The organism is Hahella sp. NBU794, from assembly GCF_050749805.1.
Taxonomy (GTDB): domain Bacteria; phylum Pseudomonadota; class Gammaproteobacteria; order Pseudomonadales; family Oleiphilaceae; genus Hahella.
This window is the reverse complement of the sequence record NZ_CP192738.1, coordinates 1,578,770-1,595,787: the sequence shown is the minus strand read 5'-3', so window position 1 is coordinate 1,595,787 and position 17,018 is coordinate 1,578,770. Positions and strand designations below refer to the sequence as shown.

Here is a 17,018-nt window from a genome sequence, read left to right as displayed (position 1 = left end):
CCTGTTCAGGCGCTTTCCGGCGCGGCTTGCACCGAGGCGTCTGTCTTTCCGATGCGCGCCGCCGGCCACAAAGCCGCGATGGCGATAACGCCCAGCAGAACAAAGGCTTCGGTGTAGCTCAGCATGGATGCGACGTGACGCCCATCGCCCGCTTCACTTCCCCATTCCAGCATGACCGCCAGGATATTGATGCCCATCGCGCCGCCAAATTGTCTGGCGAAGTTAATCATCCCCGACGCCTGCCCCAGCTGCGCATCGCTGACTTCCACCAAACCGCCGGTGCTGAGCGCCGGCATCATCAACGCCAGTCCAACGCGTCCCACCAACACCAGCGCAGCCAGATAGAAAAACGACGGCGTAAGGCCGATAAACACCCATAGCAGACTGGCCCCGGCAAACAAAGCGAGCCCCGCGATCACCAGCCGATGAGGCGCGCCTTTATCCGCCGCCCGTCCGCTGAAGGGAAACAGTATGCCCAGCGCAATGCCGGCCGGAGCCATCATCATGCCCGCCTCCGTCGCGCTATAGTTCAACGCAGTCTGAACAAAAAGAGGAATGATGTAGGTAGATCCGAACAGGGCCATGCCCAGCCCTAACGCCACCAGAAATGCGCTGCGAAAGCTGGGGACGCGCAACAACGCAAGCTCCAGCAGAGGGCTTCGACTATGTCGCTGCCGTCGTACGAACAAGATGAGCGAAGACACCGCCAACAGGGCTCCCATAGACTGCCAGAGGGGTTGCACCAGGCCGTGTTGCAACCGGGTCAATCCATCCAGCGCGCACCCGATAAACAGGCAGAGATAAAAGAAGCTGGTCCAATCAAAGCCGTGCTGCTCAACCTCCGGCTCCCTGTGTGGCATATAGCGTAGCGCCATCAGAAATCCCGCCATGGTAATAGGCAACGGCGCAAAGAAGATATAACGCCAGTCAAGCTGATCCACGATGACGCCGCCCAACACCGGCCCCAAGGCTGGAGCCAGAATCACGCCCATGCCATATATGCCAATAGCGCGTCCACGCTCATTGCGGGGAAATACCCTGAACAACACATGCATCGCAATCGGCTGCAACATACCCGCGGCGGCTCCCTGTAGAACCCGCGCCAGGATCACAGACTCCGCATTCGGCCCCAAGCCGCCCAGCACAGAAGCGCCCGCGAACAGCAACATGGCGAAACCCAACGCGTGACGCAGTCCAAAGCGTTGCGTCAACCAGGCGGTGGTCAGCATGGTTGTAGTCATGGCGGCGAGAAAGCCGGTGGAAAGCCAGTGGGCGACGCCCTGACCTATGGAAAAGTGGTTCATGATGTCCGGCAAGGCCACATTGACGATAGTCGACGTCAATACGGCGGAGACCGTCCCCATCATGACAGTGAGCATGGCCAGCCAGCGATAGGCGGGTCCATGACGATCAAAGAGAGCCTGCAACAACGTATCAGACATGTAAATGCTCCGTAATCAGTCTTCGGAATCCCCTTGCAAACGTGAGTGATGCGTAATTCAATCGGCGAGGCGTCAGTCAGTTTATTTCCGATGCATTCTTTTCTATCCGCGCAAAAACCTGCAGGCACAGTTCGAGATCCTGCGGCGAAACGCCGGCAAGCATCTCGCTCCGCAATGCGGCGGCGCGTTCATTCACCGTTTCAAGATAGCCTTCCGCCGCAGGAGTCAGGCGAATGCGCTTGGCCCGTCCATCCTGCCCACACCCGGTGCGGGTCACCAAACCGGACTCTTCCAGGCCGTGCAGCAGCCGCACCAGTGTCGGCGATTCAATGGACAGAGCGTTCGCCAGCTCCTTCTGAGTCAGGTCGCCGCCCAGCCTTTGCAGATAAAGCAGCGTCACCCAGCGTGATTGAGTCAGCCCCAAATCACTGAGCCGATCATCCAGCAATTTGCGCCAGCGTCGGTTCAGACGCGCCAATGTGAAGGAAAATAACTCGCTCATGATATTCCGCTTGTTAGAGGATTCAAATTAATTAGCTAGCTAACTATTAGTGTAAAACAGAATGATTAATAAGCCATGCGTATTAGCCGAGAAACTTTTTCGTGAGCGAATCGTAAACGGAGGTTCTATAAATAGCCCAGCGGCAATTCCGTGTTGTCCACCACCCTGCGCAGCACAAAGCTGGAGTGCACTCCGCTTACCCCGGGAATACGGGTGATCTTGTTCAAAAGGAACACCTGGTATGCATCCATGTCCGGCACCACCACCTTTAGCATATAGTCCGCCTCCTGCCCGGTTATCAAATAGCATTCCTGAACTTCCGGGGACTCTTTAACCTGATTTTCAAACTCTTCGAAGCGTTCCGGCGTATGGCGATCCATGCTGATCTGGATAATCACCGTCAAAGACAGCCCCAGCTTCTTGCGCTCCAATAATGTTACCCGGCGCAGAATAATGCCCGCCTCTTCCAACGCACGCACGCGACGCAGACAAGGCGACGGCGATAATCCCACTTTTTCCGCCAATTCCTGGTTGGATAGCCCGCCATCTTTTTGCAGACATTCCAAGATTTTGCGATCAATTCGATCGATTTTGACAAGCTTCTCTTTCATTTGGATATTAAATTTCACAAAGATGTTTATTTTTAAAATTATCTATCAATTTTTATTAAAATCAAATCAACTACGCAAACTCATTGCGCGTCATTCTCGGTATTATTGCTTTCCTGACTGCACATCTCTTTAAGGCGCACCCACCTTATTACGAGACGTCAGCCGGCCTGGCTCACAAGGCGAGGCGGCATAACGGGCCACAAGCTCAAGCGAACCAGAGCCATTGCGCTCAAAACCTAAATGGATGCGGGAAACACTAACGCCCGCTCAATTCGAACAGGAAGACTTACGAGGCTGATTTCCATGGCTTTCGACCACCGCAAATATCGTCCATTCACTCCTATCCGTAAGGCGGACCGCCGCTGGCCGGATCAGGTTATCGAACAAGCGCCCATCTGGTGCGCAGTTGACCTGCGCGACGGCAACCAGGCTTTGATCAAGCCAATGAATGTTAGTCAAAAGCAGCGACTGTTCGACCTCTTGGTGAAATGTGGGTTTAAGGAAATCGAAATCGGCTTCCCCGCAGCCAGCCAGCCTGACTTTGATTTCTGCCGCAAGCTGATCGAAGAAAATCGCATTCCGGACGATGTCACTATTCAGGTTCTGACGCAGGCGCGTCCCGAGCTGATCGCACGTACTTATGAAGCGCTGCAGGGCGTCAAACAAGCGATCGTTCATGTTTATAACTCCACCTCCACCGTACAGCGCGAGCAGGTATTCGGGCTGGATCGCGAAGGCATCAAAGCCATTGCGGTAAGCGGAGCCCAGGAAGTGCTGGCGCACGCTGAAAAGCATCCGGAAACCCAGTGGAGTTTTGAGTACTCACCGGAGAGCTTTACCGGCACAGAGCTGGATTTCGCCGTCGAAGTCGTCAACGCCGTGAACGCTGTATGGCGACCAGAAAACGGCCGCAAAGTCATCATCAACCTTCCCGCGACGGTTGAGATGGCGACGCCTAACGTATTCGCCGACCAGATCGAATGGATGTGCGATAACATCCATCAACGGGAACACGTTATTGTCAGCGTGCACACTCACAACGACCGTGGCTGCGGCGTAGCGGCGGCGGAACTGGCGGTAATGGCGGGCGCTGACAGAGTCGAGGGAACCCTGCTGGGCAACGGTGAGCGCACCGGCAACATGGATCTGGTCACCATGGCCATGAACCTGTATTCCCAGGGCATTGATCCCATGCTGGATCTGTCCGATATGTCAGAGATTATCGATACCGTCGAAGCTTGCACTGAGATCAGCACGCACCCGCGCCATCCTTACGCTGGCGACCTGGTCTTCACCGCGTTCTCAGGCAGCCACCAGGATGCGATTCGCAAGTGTCTGCATAAACGTAAAGAGGACGACATCTGGAACGTCGCGTACCTGCCTATCGATCCTTTCGACCTGGGCAGACGCTACGAAGAAGTGGTTCGCATCAACAGCCAGTCCGGCAAAGGCGGCGTCGCCCATGTACTGGAGCGCGACTACAACATCAGTTTGCCGCGCTGGTTGCAGATCGAATTCGCCAAAGTCGTACAGCATGAAGCGGAGTCCGAAGGCGGTGAAATTGACTCCCGCACCATCCATCGCTTGTTTGAGGAGCGCTACCTGAGCACGCCCAAAGGATGGCGGTTGCGCACCTACGATATGCATAGAACTGACGAAGCCGTGCAGGTGCAAATTGAATTCGGCGACGACGCCATTATCTCCGGCATCCGCGGCCAAGGTCATGGCGGCGTGGAGGCGGTGGCCGCCGCGTTGGAGAGTCGCTACCGCATTAGCATCGCCGTAGAGGCTTACGATGAATTCGCGCTTGGCGAAGGCACAGACGCCAACGCCCTCGCCTGCATCAAAGTCATGATCAACGGCGCGCCATTCAGCGCCGCCGCTTTGGCGGAAGACACCACCACCGCTACCCTGCAGGCGCTGTTGTCGACCGTGGGCAGACACGCCCAAATCGCCGCCGACAGCAATCAAAAGGAAGCCGTCTAACTCTATACCCCATTGGGCCCTGCATCAGGGCCCTTTTTTTGTCCCTCTCATACGTCCCATCATTACAACCTCTCACGCCTGTCATTTGATATTGCTAACCCCTGATATTGCTGGAAGCTGTCGACAGTTGCAGGTCATTTACGGAAAATGTCCGCTTCAGAATAAATAATCAGGTGAGTCCCTCAATGAAATACGTCACCAACGTCCGTTTACGCGGCCAGGACGGTTTATACGCCATTCAGATTAACCAGGGCCAGATCAGCGCCATATTGCCCATGGCGGAGCTTCCGCAGTCGGACGTGGAAATTTTGCTGGACGCTGGCGAGCGTCTTGTCAGCGCCCCCTTTGTAGAGCCCCATATCCATCTGGACGCGACAGGCACCGCGGGCGAGCCTAGTTGGAACATGAGCGGCACATTATTTGAGGGCATAGAGCGCTGGTCTGAGCGCAAAGCCATGGTGACCCATGAAGACGTTAAGCAGCGTACGCGCCGCACCCTGAAAATGCTGACCCAATACGGCGTGCAGGCCGTACGCTCTCATGTAGATGTCACCGATCCAACATTGACGGCGCTGGAAGCCCTGCTTGAGATCAAACAGGAAGTAGCGCCCTGGATTGAGCTGCAGCTGGTGGCGTTTCCACAGGAAGGCATTCTTTCCTATCCCAATGGCGTTCAATTGATGGAAAAAGCCGTCGAGATGGGCGTCGATGTGGTTGGCGGCATTCCTCATTTCGAGTTCACCCGCGACTATGGCGTGGAGTCAGTCAAAATCCTTATGGATCTGGCGGAAAAATACGACCGCCTTGTCGACGTGCACTGCGACGAAATAGACGATCCCGGCTCCAGGTTCCTGGAAGTACTGGCGGCGGAAGCATTGAAGCGCGATATGGGGCATCGGGTAACCGCCAGCCACACCACGGCGATGCACTCCTACGACAACGCTTACTGTAGCCGCCTGTTTCGCCTGCTGAAAATGTCACAGATAAACTTTGTATCTTGCCCAACAGAAAGCATTCATTTGCAAGGCAGGTTCGACAACTTCCCCAAACGTCGCGGCGTCACTCGGGTGAAAGAGCTGTTAGAAGCGGGCCTCAATGTCGGCCTCGGTCAAGACTCCATTCAGGACCCATGGTACTCCCTGGGCAATGGCAATCTGCTGCGCACCTTGGACTTCGCGCTGCACATATGCCATATGATGGGCTACGACGACTACCGCAATGCGCTGGACCTGATCAGTCATAACAGCGCCAAAGTGCTGAACATCCAAGATCGTTACGGCGTAGAAGTCGGCAAACCCGCCAACTTCATCCTGCTGGACGGACCTGACGACTATGAAGTCTTGCGCCGCCAAAGCGTGGTGACAGCCTCCATTCGCGCAGGCGACATCATCATGCAACAAACACCGGCGGTGGTGACGCAAAACATTCAGCTTTAGACTGTTTACACCCAAGGGACGCTGACAACGTCCCTTCTCATCAGCCCTTGCCGGCTATCGCCCGCACTTTGCCGCTGTCTTTAACCTTGGCGCTCTCTTTAGTCTCTTCTTCTGCGCTGGGAGCAGGCTCTGGCGACTCTTCAAACAAGACGTCAACCTTGCCTTTGAACGCGGTTGCGAACGCTTCCTTGTGATTAGCGACCAGCATGCCAATTTCTTCCGCCAAACCTTCATTCAAAGAAGTCAGGCGTTGCGCCAGGAAATGAGACACGCCTTCGGCGAGCTCAAGCTTTTTGTCATGATCGTCAGCTTCTTTCTTGGATTTAAACATCTGTTGTGATGGGTCTCTGTCACTCATATACAGGGTCACTACGGCCATTTTGTCGCCTCCTAAAATTAGCCTCTGTATATTCATACAGTTTTAAGATCAGGTCAATAGCGTCACACAAGATTCATCCAAACACAGTAACCACATGAAAATAAAGGCTCAATGAGTAGATTTTTATTGCAAACACAAGAGATAACCAAATGGTAATAGTCCGAATATATGATTGCGCCTCGTCGCGCAAGGCATTTAGGATAACCGCCAGTTTGACGTTCGGATTAAGCGGCATTCTCGCTCATCAGAATTAGGGAATGCGAGGTTTAATCCAGGTATCTGACAGTGCAGGGAGGACAGAAAGATGCTTATGTTAAAAAACAGGCTTGCAGCCAATGCGTATCAGCCTGACATCATTGCGTACAAGGAATCCAAAGCCGCCAACGCCTCCCATGGCGGTGCAAAATATCCACTCTTGAACGCTCTCCCCTATCCTGCCGCCGTGCATTCTCGCCAAGGTGAATTCATCGCCTGTAACACTTTATTTCTACGTGAGTTTAGTGGCGACCAAAAAACGCAATCTCGCCTGACGTCGCATCGCGACTCATTTCTGCAGCTATTTCAACCTGTTGAAAGCAAAGAGGCGCACTTAAAAGGCGACGCGTTTTCGCTGCAAGCGCATCACCCGGAAACCGGCGATTTTTATACGCTAAATAGCGCGCCGTTTCATGATGCCGAAGGCGTGAAATTATTGTTATCGGTGCAGAAAGTGGAAGAGCCGTCGCTACTACTGCTAAGACCTGAAGACATGCACGCCCAGTTGCAGCAAGCCTCCAAAAGCATGTCGATTGGCGAGATGGCGACAGCCTTGACCCATGAACTGAATCAGCCTATCGGCGCAATTCTCAATTACCTTAACGCCGCCAAGCTATTGCTTGAAAAGCATACTGGCGTCGATAAGCCGGAAGAAGCCGTGCAGCTTGCGATTCGACAGGCTCATCAGGCGGCGGCCGTGGTTGCCCGCATACGAAAATTCGTAACGTCGAGAGAGCCGCGCGCAGATGAAATTTCTTTGCGCCAGCTGGCCAGCGGCGTGCTGGAGCTTCTTCAACTCGAAACTCATCGACGCCAAGTGAAGACCCGCCTGCTGATAGCGGCGGACATCCCCAATGTCTGCGTGGATAGAATCATGATCGAGCAAACCCTGGGAAATTTGATTCGCAACGCGCTGGACGCCATGCGCGACACGCCAATCCAAGAACGTGAACTCATTGTGGACGCCCAAGTCATTTCCCAGGACCGGGTTACAGTCAGCGTGACAGATAAAGGCTGCGGCATTCCCCAACATTTCCGCAATCGCCTGTTCACTCCCTTCTTCACGACCAAACCTGATGGCATGGGTGCAGGCCTCGCTATCAGCAAGTCCTTTATCGAACTTCATCACGGAACACTGGAGTTTAAGGATAACCCCGATGGCGGCTCTGTCTTCTCTTTCACTTTGCCTCTAGCCGCAACTGCGACGCCTGTACGCCCTCCTGACTAAGTGACGGCAAGCCGTTAGAAACGCGGCCCTGCAGATTATTTTTGTGGATACATCTTTTCGAAGAGACAAGCATGAACGCAGCACAAATTTTATTAGTAGACGATAACGAAGACTTTCGCCGCTCCACCGTCTGGATGCTGGAAGCGGCCGGCTTACAGGTAGAAGACTTCAACCGGGCCACAGGCCTTTTGGCGAGACTTCAGCAACTGGAAAACGCAGGCATTCCATTGAGCGACAAATGCGTCGTGACCGATCTACGCATGCCTGACATGAATGGATTGGAGCTGATGGAGGAACTACGCGCACGTCGTATTTCCATTCCCGTCGTTCTCATAACCGGACACGCAGACGTCACTTTAGCCGTCAGCGCCATGCGCATGGGCGCAGCGAACTTTCTGGAAAAGCCTTTCGAAAATTCCATTCTGGTGGAAACCGTGAAAAGCGCTATTTCAGAACCCGGGTCCGCATTGCGCAACCCACAGGCGGCCAAGGAAAAGCTGGGACGCTTATCCCCCAGGGAACGCCAGGTGTTGACCCATGTGTGCGCCGGAAAACTGAATAAAACCATTGCGGATATCCTTGGCATTAGCGTGAAAACCGTGGAACTGCATCGCGCCAACATGGCGAGCAAATTGGGGGCTCGTAACGTACAGGATCTGGTCAGACTCTCTCTGGGCTATGAGTAAAAGAACAGAAGGCTGTGCGTCCCTGCACGGCGAAATTACTTACGAGCAACCAAACCGCCTTCAGCGGAAATCGTAACCAGCTCGGGGTGAATTTTGCGCGCCTTGAGATCACGTTTCACATAGTCTTTGACCTCATCCAGCTTCCACCCGGGTGTCCCCGCTTTGGCTTGCTGATAGTCGTTGGCGGCGAATGCGGAATACCAGTACAGCGTCTCCGCCGTAACTTGCTTATCCCGATCGGATAGTCCGGCAAGTGAAGGATTTGTCGCAATCACCTGTCGAAACTGCTTCCATACTGCTCGATCTTCAGCGTCGTTGGTTTCCTGATCATTGAGAATGCTAAAGGATGTGGTGACCCAGGCCGCCATGGCCAGAGCCAAATCATTAGCCTGATAACCGTCTTTCTTCACCGCATCGCCCATCAACTGCATGATGTCGATCTCGGCGAATGCCGCACGCAGTTCAGCCTCTTTATCGGCGGGAACTTTTTTCAGCATTTCTGTGATCATTTTTTCTTTGATCTCAGCACTGACTTCTTTTGATGGGGTGAAGAAAGCGCCCTTTTCAGGCACAGCCCCATTATCGCCGCCAGCGGCTGAAGCCGTATTGTCAGTCTCACTCAGCGCCATTTCAAACGCGGAGTTCATTGAGCCGGCGATATCATCCAGTGCATCACCGGATGCCTTAGCGGTATGTCCCCAAAGACACAACAACGGTAAAAAAATGGAATATAGAATTCCAGGAACTCTCATTTAAAGTCTCCTCATTAGGCTGACGCTAGCCCGGCGAAGAGTTGCAATAGAAACGCAGCGACAACAAAAACAGCTCACCTCAATTACATTCGCCGACACGCCAGAGCTTTGATGCGAGGCATTACGGTAAACGATTTAATCAAAAGGAAAACACCTGGGAGAAACCCTAGTTTATCTATTGCCCTTCAATTAGTTAGCTTTACCAGCCCACTACTTGATGATGCTCCAGCCAGGTTCAATGACTTCGACAAGAATTAACATCAGGGGCCACGCCCAATCCGCTCCTTTTTCGATGCTGCTCGGCGTGCTTCTGTTTCTGAGCAGCCCGCCTGGGGCCTCTTCTGCTTTTGCGTCGACGTCTCCCAGCGTGAAAACCGTGATGACGCTTTATACCCCCGTGCTAACCATGGACATTCTGCGCCGTCTTTGTGGTGTCAAGGCCAACTCGTCGCATTACCAATCCTGGCGTAAGCGAAATCAGGCGGACCTGATTGAAGCATCCGTAAACAGCCTGAAACAGCGCACTCCAGCCATTGACGGCAGTCTGTTGCAGGTAGAGGAGAAATTGCTCGCAAAGCTGAATGAGCATCAAGACTTACTCTGTGATACATACTCAGACGTGCTTGAAGACGTTCGTTTCAATCCAATGCGAATGCACCCTGAACTGTACGCAGCCATTACAGATGCCTCTCATAAACAACCGCCAACCAATTCACCCGGATATAATCAAACAATACAGCCACAGTCTGCGCATCCCGTCCTGCTTTCACAAAGCGCTTTGTCCTGCATTTCTACTGACGCCGGCCCTGATAGCAGCGACGTAGAAAAAATCTTCGCCGTCCGTGAGCACCGCTACAACGGCAGCATGATGTTGATCCATTTTCAGCCTTACACTTTATTCAAAAACGGCGAGCTGTATCGGGACATGGACGCGGCGATCACAGATCTCGACATACCCGCCTGCAAACAGGCTCGGAAGCAAGACTGGGGGCATTGGCGAGCGCAAGGGACGGGATACCTGTTTCAACTCCCGAACGGGAAGCCCCGGGAAATCAAGCCGGAAGATATTTATCCCGTCTTCCCCGCCGACGCTGACGAACCCCTGGAAGGAACCTGGAAAATGTTAGGAACATTTGGCGCGCAGAGCGTCAGCGGACTTAGTAGCCAAGTGTTTATCGCGAGGGACATCACCTTGCATCGTAATGGTCGCTTCGAACTGAACAAGTCCGCTGGCGGCGTCAGTCAGACTATGGTCGCCAAAAGCGACTCACAGCATTCAGGTGTTTACCGCCTGACAGGGTATCAGGCTGAATTCAGCTTCGACGATGGCCGCAAAGAGCGCATGGGGTTCTTCTTTTTCCCGAACAACGGCCGTAAAGACATCGGCATGTTCAATCTGGGCGGGACCAGCTATACACAACAGGATGAATGATGCAAAAGGCGGTAGCGGCTTAAACCACTGAGCTGCTCAAGTGCAACTGGGGATTTCCCTAGTTGGCGCTCTCAGGGTTTATGTGTGAAATACCCTGCAACGGGGGTCAAACTGACAAACTGTTCTGACAACCGCTAAAGCCACATTACGTTAGGTCATGTAACCATAGCGTTTTGAGGGCGGTCTTCACCGCCCTAATTTTTCAACCTGAGATGATTTAATTCAGCCGACGTGGATCAAACGTGCTCGGCGCAAACCAACTCTGCAAGCTGCTCCCATAAAATCCGAACCTCTTCCTGCTTCGACTCCAGTTCGGCTTTATCTTTCTCCAACTCGGGAGAATACTTGCTCATATCCAAGGTCAATTGATATATCTCGTCGATCAGAGCGGACGTTTCCTGGCGCATGGTTTCCTCGCTGACGAAGTGATTTCGCCGCCAATTGTAGGGAAGGATGACAAAGGTAACAATCCCATACTTATGGGAAAATTTGATCCCTGACAGGTATTCGCCAGCCCGCTCTATGCATAGTGACTGACACAACGCCGTCATACATGGCTATCAGCCTGTATAAGCTACTCCAGCGATCGATGAAAAAAATTGTTCGCTCTGTCTCGGCGCAAATTTTGATCTCTACGCATTGACTGATTAAGGCGATACTGTGAACGGACTTCATATTCCTCAACGCCCCTCGCCTGCTCCAGGCGAGATCATTTCCGGCCTCCCGCATGTGACGCCGCCGGACTGCTGGCATGCATCGCCCATCGAGAAAACGCTGGCCGCTATGAAGACCAGTGCAGATGGCCTTAGCTCCAGCGAGGCGGAAGAGCGATTGCGCCGTCATGGCGAAAACATCATCGCGGAACAGTCAGGGGAAAGCGCCTGGCAAAGGCTGCTGCGCCAGTTCAACAACCCGCTCATTTACGTCCTGCTGCTGTCCGCCGCCATTACCCTGATCATGCGTCATTGGCTGGACGCCAGTGTGATCTTGATGGTGGTGATCATTAATGGGCTGATCGGCTACCTACAAGAAGGTCGCGCCGAAAAGGCTTTACAGGCTATCAGGCGCATGGTGACCTTTACCGTCAGTGTGCGCCGGGACGGGCGTCTGCAATCTCTCCCGGCCAGCGTCCTGGTTCCTGGCGACGTCGTGCTCCTGCAAGCTGGCGATCGCGCTCCCACCGACATGCGCCTCATTCAGACCAGCGATTTACATATCAGTGAAGCCGTGCTGACAGGCGAGTCGGAAGCGGTTAGCAAGCAAACGCAGCCTACCCCGCCGGATACGGAACTGGCCGGTCGCACCTGCATGGCGTATGCGGGCTCCCTGGTGACTCGCGGCCAGGGACATGGCGTGGTAGTCGCCACTGGAGAAAATACAGAGTTCGGCAAGATCAGCGCCCTGCTGCGCCAGGTCAACGCCATTGAAACGCCACTGCTGAAACAGATGGCGGAATTCAGCGCAAAACTATCCTGGTGGATTCTTTTGCTTTCTGCCGTGTGTTTCATGACGGGGTACTGGTTACGCGACTACAGCGCAGCGGACATGTTCCTGGCGGCGGTGGGATTGGCCGTCGCGGCGATCCCGGAAGGTCTCCCTGCGATCCTCACGATCACACTGGCCCTCGGCGTCCAGATGATGGCGAAGCGCAACGCGATCGTACGACGGATGCCTGCGGTGGAGACACTGGGAGCCGTAACCGTTATCTGCACCGATAAGACCGGCACTCTGACGAAAAATGAAATGACGGTGGTCAGTCTCGATGCCGGCGAAAACAGCATGGAAGTTTCCGGAGCTGGCTACGATCCACATGGAGAAATCACCTTTGATGAGCGTCTGGTCAGCGCGCAGAGTCACCCCGAACTGGCGCGCCTGAGTCTGACGGCGTTGCTCTGTAACGACGCCGACATTCATAAACAGGATGATATCTGGACGCCTCAGGGAGACCCTACTGAGGCGGCTCTGGTGACCTTCGCCGCCAAAGCCGGCTGGGACAGCGCGCAAGCCCGCAAAGACCACCCCAGGCTGGATGTGCTGCCATTTAGCGCCGACAACCTGTTCATGGCGACGCTCCACCACGATAGTAACGGCAGCCACTTCATCTGCATTAAAGGCGCCCCGGAAAGAGTTCTGCAACTCTGTTCGACAACGCTGTCCGAAGAAGAAACTCAGCGCTGGAACATGCGCTTCAATCAACGCGCTGCGCAAGGACAACGCCTGCTGGCCTTCGCTTACATCGCGACGCCGGACGCCATTGCCGCACTGCCTACCCAGTTACCGCTGGCGAACATCCAGTTTCTCGGCGCCGTCGCGATGATCGATCCACCACGGGAGGAAACCGCTCCTGCGCTGGAGAAAACCTTGCAGGCGGGCATCGTGGTCAAAATGATCACTGGCGATAACCCTAAAACCGCGCAGGCCATCGCTGAATCCATTCATCTTCCAGTCGGCGATGGCGTCATCACTGGCGCAGACATCGACAACCTGGATGACGAAGCGTTGAAAGCGGCGGCGCAGCGTTGCAACATCTTCGCCCGCACCACGCCATTGCACAAATTGCGGCTGGTGGAAGCGTTGCAACAGTCGGGAGAAATCGTGGCCATGACTGGCGATGGGGTCAACGACGCGCCTGCGCTGAAGCGGGCGGGCATCGGCGTCGCCATGGGACGTCAGGGAACCGAGGTCGCCAAGGAGGCCGCTCAGATTATTCTGCTGGACGACAACTTCTCCACGATCACCGCCGCTGTGGAGGAAGGCCGCCGCATCTTCGACAACTTCAAAAAGGCGATTGTCTTTGTGTTGCCTACCAGTTGCGGCGAAGCCTTGATGATACTCGCCGCCGTCGTGCTTGGCGTCGCCATGCCGATTACGCCAGTGCAGATTCTCTGGATCAACATGATCACTGCGGTGACCCTGGCGCTGGCGCTGTCTTTCGAACCGGCGGAGCGCAATATCATGGCGCGCCCTCCCCGACGGCCCGGCGAGTCGCTGCTCGACCCGCTGCTGTTATGGCGGGTGCTCAGTGTGTCATTGATTATGGTGCTCGGATCTTTCGGTCTGTTTGGATGGACGCAATCCGCCGGCGCATCTCTGGAACACGCGCGTACGGTGGCGGTCAATACGCTGGTGATGTTTGAGATTTTTTATCTTTTCAATACGCGCATGCTTATGGAAAACATCACCTCCTGGCGCCAGCTAACCAGTAACCGGATGGCGCTCTACTCCGTCGCCATCCTGCTTCTTTTCCAACTGCTTTTCACCTATGCGCCGCCAATGCAACGCCTGTTCAGTTCCACCGCCTTATCGCTGTCGGATTGGCTCGCCATCGCCCTCGTGGGCTCCAGCGTCTTTATCATCACCGAGATAGAGAAATTTGTTATGAGCGTCGTTAAAGGTCAAAAAAACAGCGATTAGTCCTGGAATTAGGTTGAATATTCAAATATTTCCCATAATAGTTGCAGGACATTATCAGGTTATTTCTTGTGCTGAACGATAGAGAAATAACCTGTCGCGAAAGGGATTCCGGATGCATCGACTGCCTGCCGGTTTCAACGAAAAATATATAACGCTTGGCTTATCACACTGGAGTAACACAATGGCAAAAAAAGAGAAGGGCATCGTCAAAAAGAACATCGAAAAGTTAGGAGATGTGGTTTCCAAAGAACTGCATAAAGCCACTGAGCAGATACAGGCGATTCTTGCGGATTTCTATAAGCAAGCGGAAGAAATTCAAAAGCAGATTAAAGAGCCGGTGATGAAACTGATTAAAGAACTGGAAGAGCTGCGAGAAAAAGAACTCAAGAAAATCCAGGCTGAATATCAGAAAGTGGTCAACGAAATCAATGCGCTGCAGGAACAGTTCATGGACCGTCTGGGCCTGGCCTCACTCAAAAAACCCGCGCCGGTTGCGGCGTTGACGGCAAAAGCACCAGCGAAAACGTCCACCGCGAAAAAAGCCTCTACAACCAAAACCGCCACCCGCAAGCCAGCGGCGAAAAAAGCGCCCGCCAGCAAACCCGCGGCGGCAAAAACCACCGCCAAGAAAACGGGTTCAACAGCAGCGACCACCACAGCCAAAAAGCCAGCCGCCAAGAAAACGCCCGCTAAAAGTCCTGCGCGTAAAACTCCAGCGACCAAAGCCGGCGCGGCCAAGACCTCTGCGAGCAAACCTGCTAAAGCAGCAGCGCCCAAAAAACCAAGTAGCGCCAAAACTCCTCGTGCGAAAAAAGCGGATACCGCCGCCACACCCAACACGGCGCCAGAAGAGACCAAATAACGTTCAGCTTTCTTCAGGGGCGGCGCACTCACGCCGCCCTTTCTCTTCACGCAATAGTTAAGCGGCTAAATACCATGCCACACATGGCGTAGAGCCTTATTCCCTTCTCTCAAAAACGTCGTTTCCGCGCTTATTTCGCCTTTGGCGGTTAGTTTAAGGGTTATCTTTTCGCGCCATCATCAGGGCTCAACATGACAACTTATCATGAGCCAATTGCAGGTCAAAAAACCTACTTATACGATACAGAAGCCTGTTCTTTTTGATTTTTCTTAATTCAATCTGCATAGGCCAACAACAAAAATAGTAAAAGCTGACGCGAGGTAAAATAAGTATGAGAACCGCAAAGCTGTATGCAAAAGTGTTAACCGGACTGTGTCTCACAGCCGGCCTCGCCCATGCGGGAGACACTATTCAATCTTACACCAGCACTTTGTACGAATTGGATGACAGCGACGCCAGGAGCAAACGTATCCGGCTCGTTTACACCGTACAAAACGCCTGGAACCAGTCGCACTATCCTGAAGGGATCAAGGAAGTAAAACTGGTGCTCAACGGAGGCTCGGGGTTCGATATGACCAACGTGCCTTCCCGTCAGACTCTGTATGAGTCAGGAACCAGCGCGGACTACCGTTATACGGTGCCGACCGCGTTCCAGCTAAAAGTGGGATATCAGGACGGCTCCAGACTGCGCCACCTGAGTCACGCTCCCTCCAACACTATCTCCAGTGCTCAGGTGAGCGAATCAACGGACTTCAACCTGGGCTTTACGCTCAACGAGGAATCGCCAAGCATTAATGGCGGCGTCTCCTGGAGCACACGGATTACCTACAATCAGGACGAGTTCAAGACGGTGACCGATTTTGACCAGGGCAACGAAGGCGTAACCTGGAATATCGTCAGCCAGACCATCAAACACCGTACGCCGCCGAAAGATAACCTGCTCTACGCATGGACTTATCTGTTCTGGGGCTGCGGCATCAACAACCTCATCCCGACCAGCGAATTGCCGACAGTGATGACGTCAGACTTCAAACCGGAAGCGGTGGTGTTGTACCGCAAATACGATTTGAACGACGGCGTCGACTACACGCGCTTGAAGCTGGAAGCGAACTGGCAGAAGACTCATTACCACTTCGCTCGCGACTGGTGCTCTTTCCACTCCAATTTCAGCTGGAAGGGCTACCACGACTACAGCGAGTGGACCAAAGCCAATCGCGTCGTGTCTATCTCATGGAAGGACGGCCTGTACCACTAACGGACCCCAACAGGCTGACGGCTCCCCCCAAGGGGAGCCACTTCCAGCGGACATGACAAGTAGAAGGTGATCATTATGTCAGTAAAAAAATTGGTTTTATGGGGCGCGCCCTTATGTCTGGCGGCGGGCGTTTTTATCTACCACGAAAGCGGCGACGACGCTGACGCGAACTCCGCATCGCAAACCACGGCGACGGAAATCCAGGCGGACAACCAGGACGCAACGCTGACGAGCGTTTCTCCCGAGTTTATGGAGGAAGCCGCGCCACAGGCGGAGGCCGAAGCGGCTCCCGAGGCGGAAGAGCCGGTTCAGGACACGGGCCCCTGGGTATCGCAGGCGTCCACATCGCTTAGCGCTGAGCTGTACGACTTTATCGAAGCGGAAGGGTTGCGCTATGTCGACACCAGTAATTTCCCGTTCGATCCGCAAACAGAAAGGCTGCTGCAGAAGCTTTCCCAGTCCGGAGAGATTCTTCTTTTCGACAACACAGAAGCCGAGCGGCTTGGCGGCCTGACGGAGAAGCCGTCGGATATTATCGCCGATTACTATGGCGCAGCGACTGAGGGCGACGCCATCATCGCCACCAGTGTGACCAACGCGGACGGCAGCGTTCATTTCATGGTGTTGCCAGTGCACAAGAAAGGCGAGGACAGCTCACTGTCCGAGGACGTCAAACTGGCGGTGGCGTTATTGAAACAAGAAAAAGAAACCAAAGAGACTCTATAACGACAAACCCGGCTGCGGCGACAGCGCCACAGCCGGGTTTGCGTTTTAATAG

General features: G+C 54.0%; 15 protein-coding genes. 9 read left to right on the top strand and 6 right to left on the bottom strand.

Annotated elements, in window-relative coordinates; translation table 11 throughout:
- Positions 1-5: 5 nt before the first annotated feature.
- From ACQYWX_RS07215 to ACQYWX_RS07205, 3 genes are all read right to left on the bottom strand, one after another.
- On the bottom strand, positions 6-1,442 hold the full coding sequence (locus ACQYWX_RS07215) for a DHA2 family efflux MFS transporter permease subunit (RefSeq protein WP_431688343.1): 1,437 nt from the start codon (positions 1,440-1,442) through the stop codon (positions 6-8).
- 76 nt (positions 1,443-1,518) lie between these two features.
- Positions 1,519-1,944, bottom strand: a complete 426-nt coding sequence (gene slyA / locus ACQYWX_RS07210; protein ID WP_216734923.1) for a transcriptional regulator SlyA — start codon at positions 1,942-1,944, stop codon at positions 1,519-1,521.
- 125 nt (positions 1,945-2,069) lie between these two features.
- Positions 2,070-2,555, bottom strand: a complete 486-nt coding sequence (locus ACQYWX_RS07205) for an Lrp/AsnC family transcriptional regulator (protein ID WP_011398889.1) — start codon at positions 2,553-2,555, stop codon at positions 2,070-2,072.
- A 303-nt stretch (positions 2,556-2,858) separates the two neighbouring features.
- Between ACQYWX_RS07205 and leuA the strand changes: the two genes are divergently transcribed.
- Positions 2,859-4,541, top strand: a complete 1,683-nt coding sequence (gene leuA / locus ACQYWX_RS07200) for a 2-isopropylmalate synthase (protein WP_431688342.1) — start codon at positions 2,859-2,861, stop codon at positions 4,539-4,541.
- 185 nt (positions 4,542-4,726) lie between these two features.
- On the top strand, positions 4,727-5,977 hold the full coding sequence (gene codA, locus ACQYWX_RS07195; RefSeq protein WP_216734926.1) for a cytosine deaminase: 1,251 nt from the start codon (positions 4,727-4,729) through the stop codon (positions 5,975-5,977).
- A 40-nt stretch (positions 5,978-6,017) separates the two neighbouring features.
- Here codA and ACQYWX_RS07190 read toward each other — a convergent pair whose 3' ends face one another.
- Positions 6,018-6,356 (bottom strand): YebG family protein, encoded by a 339-nt coding sequence (locus tag ACQYWX_RS07190; protein WP_279503239.1) that lies wholly within the window; start codon positions 6,354-6,356, stop codon positions 6,018-6,020.
- 304 nt (positions 6,357-6,660) lie between these two features.
- On the opposite strand from ACQYWX_RS07190, the gene ACQYWX_RS07185 reads away from it, so the two are divergent.
- Both ACQYWX_RS07185 and ACQYWX_RS07180 read left to right on the top strand, forming a co-directional pair.
- On the top strand, positions 6,661-7,839 hold the full coding sequence (locus tag ACQYWX_RS07185) for an ATP-binding protein (RefSeq protein WP_431688341.1): 1,179 nt from the start codon (positions 6,661-6,663) through the stop codon (positions 7,837-7,839).
- 71 nt (positions 7,840-7,910) lie between these two features.
- The gene (locus ACQYWX_RS07180; RefSeq protein ID WP_431688340.1) at positions 7,911-8,525 is read left to right on the top strand and encodes a response regulator transcription factor; all 615 of its coding nucleotides are present in this window, start codon (positions 7,911-7,913) and stop codon (positions 8,523-8,525) included.
- Positions 8,526-8,560: 35 nt separating this feature from the next.
- Here ACQYWX_RS07180 and ACQYWX_RS07175 read toward each other — a convergent pair whose 3' ends face one another.
- The gene (locus ACQYWX_RS07175; protein ID WP_431688339.1) at positions 8,561-9,277 is read right to left on the bottom strand and encodes a DUF6683 family protein; all 717 of its coding nucleotides are present in this window, start codon (positions 9,275-9,277) and stop codon (positions 8,561-8,563) included.
- Between the two features lie 238 nt (positions 9,278-9,515).
- Here ACQYWX_RS07175 and ACQYWX_RS07170 point away from each other — a divergent pair, with 238 nt between their 5' ends.
- The gene (locus ACQYWX_RS07170) at positions 9,516-10,709 is read left to right on the top strand and encodes a hypothetical protein (protein ID WP_431688338.1); all 1,194 of its coding nucleotides are present in this window, start codon (positions 9,516-9,518) and stop codon (positions 10,707-10,709) included.
- Positions 10,710-10,945: 236 nt separating this feature from the next.
- On the opposite strand, the gene ACQYWX_RS07165 is transcribed toward ACQYWX_RS07170, so the two are convergent.
- Positions 10,946-11,260: a hypothetical protein gene (locus ACQYWX_RS07165; RefSeq protein ID WP_127969123.1), complete on the bottom strand. Its 315-nt coding sequence runs from the start codon at positions 11,258-11,260 to the stop codon at positions 10,946-10,948.
- A 109-nt stretch (positions 11,261-11,369) separates the two neighbouring features.
- Here ACQYWX_RS07165 and ACQYWX_RS07160 point away from each other — a divergent pair, with 109 nt between their 5' ends.
- The 4 genes from ACQYWX_RS07160 (at position 11,370) to ACQYWX_RS07145 (ending at position 16,966) form a co-directional block, all read left to right on the top strand.
- A complete protein-coding gene (locus tag ACQYWX_RS07160; RefSeq protein ID WP_431688337.1) occupies positions 11,370-14,123 on the top strand; it encodes a cation-translocating P-type ATPase in 2,754 nt (917 codons plus the stop codon).
- Positions 14,124-14,304: 181 nt separating this feature from the next.
- Positions 14,305-14,985: a hypothetical protein gene (locus ACQYWX_RS07155; protein WP_279503232.1), complete on the top strand. Its 681-nt coding sequence runs from the start codon at positions 14,305-14,307 to the stop codon at positions 14,983-14,985.
- A 331-nt stretch (positions 14,986-15,316) separates the two neighbouring features.
- Positions 15,317-16,240: a leukocidin family pore-forming toxin gene (locus tag ACQYWX_RS07150; RefSeq protein ID WP_127969121.1), complete on the top strand. Its 924-nt coding sequence runs from the start codon at positions 15,317-15,319 to the stop codon at positions 16,238-16,240.
- A gap of 75 nt (positions 16,241-16,315) precedes the next feature.
- Positions 16,316-16,966: a hypothetical protein gene (locus ACQYWX_RS07145; protein ID WP_431688336.1), complete on the top strand. Its 651-nt coding sequence runs from the start codon at positions 16,316-16,318 to the stop codon at positions 16,964-16,966.
- Positions 16,967-17,018 lie beyond the last annotated feature (52 nt).

Coding starts and splice junctions, on each gene's coding strand:
- ACQYWX_RS07150 (WP_127969121.1), top strand. CDS start 15,317: ATGAGAACCGCAAAGCTGTATGCAAAAGTGTTAACCGGACTGTGTCTC.
- slyA (WP_216734923.1), bottom strand. CDS start 1,944: ATGAGCGAGTTATTTTCCTTCACATTGGCGCGTCTGAACCGACGCTGG.
- leuA (WP_431688342.1), top strand. CDS start 2,859: ATGGCTTTCGACCACCGCAAATATCGTCCATTCACTCCTATCCGTAAG.
- codA (WP_216734926.1), top strand. CDS start 4,727: ATGAAATACGTCACCAACGTCCGTTTACGCGGCCAGGACGGTTTATAC.
- ACQYWX_RS07205 (WP_011398889.1), bottom strand. CDS start 2,555: ATGAAAGAGAAGCTTGTCAAAATCGATCGAATTGATCGCAAAATCTTG.
- ACQYWX_RS07175 (WP_431688339.1), bottom strand. CDS start 9,277: ATGAGAGTTCCTGGAATTCTATATTCCATTTTTTTACCGTTGTTGTGT.
- ACQYWX_RS07165 (WP_127969123.1), bottom strand. CDS start 11,260: ATGACGGCGTTGTGTCAGTCACTATGCATAGAGCGGGCTGGCGAATAC.
- ACQYWX_RS07185 (WP_431688341.1), top strand. CDS start 6,661: ATGCTTATGTTAAAAAACAGGCTTGCAGCCAATGCGTATCAGCCTGAC.
- ACQYWX_RS07190 (WP_279503239.1), bottom strand. CDS start 6,356: ATGGCCGTAGTGACCCTGTATATGAGTGACAGAGACCCATCACAACAG.
- ACQYWX_RS07155 (WP_279503232.1), top strand. CDS start 14,305: ATGGCAAAAAAAGAGAAGGGCATCGTCAAAAAGAACATCGAAAAGTTA.
- ACQYWX_RS07180 (WP_431688340.1), top strand. CDS start 7,911: ATGAACGCAGCACAAATTTTATTAGTAGACGATAACGAAGACTTTCGC.
- ACQYWX_RS07170 (WP_431688338.1), top strand. CDS start 9,516: ATGACTTCGACAAGAATTAACATCAGGGGCCACGCCCAATCCGCTCCT.
- ACQYWX_RS07215 (WP_431688343.1), bottom strand. CDS start 1,442: ATGTCTGATACGTTGTTGCAGGCTCTCTTTGATCGTCATGGACCCGCC.
- ACQYWX_RS07145 (WP_431688336.1), top strand. CDS start 16,316: ATGTCAGTAAAAAAATTGGTTTTATGGGGCGCGCCCTTATGTCTGGCG.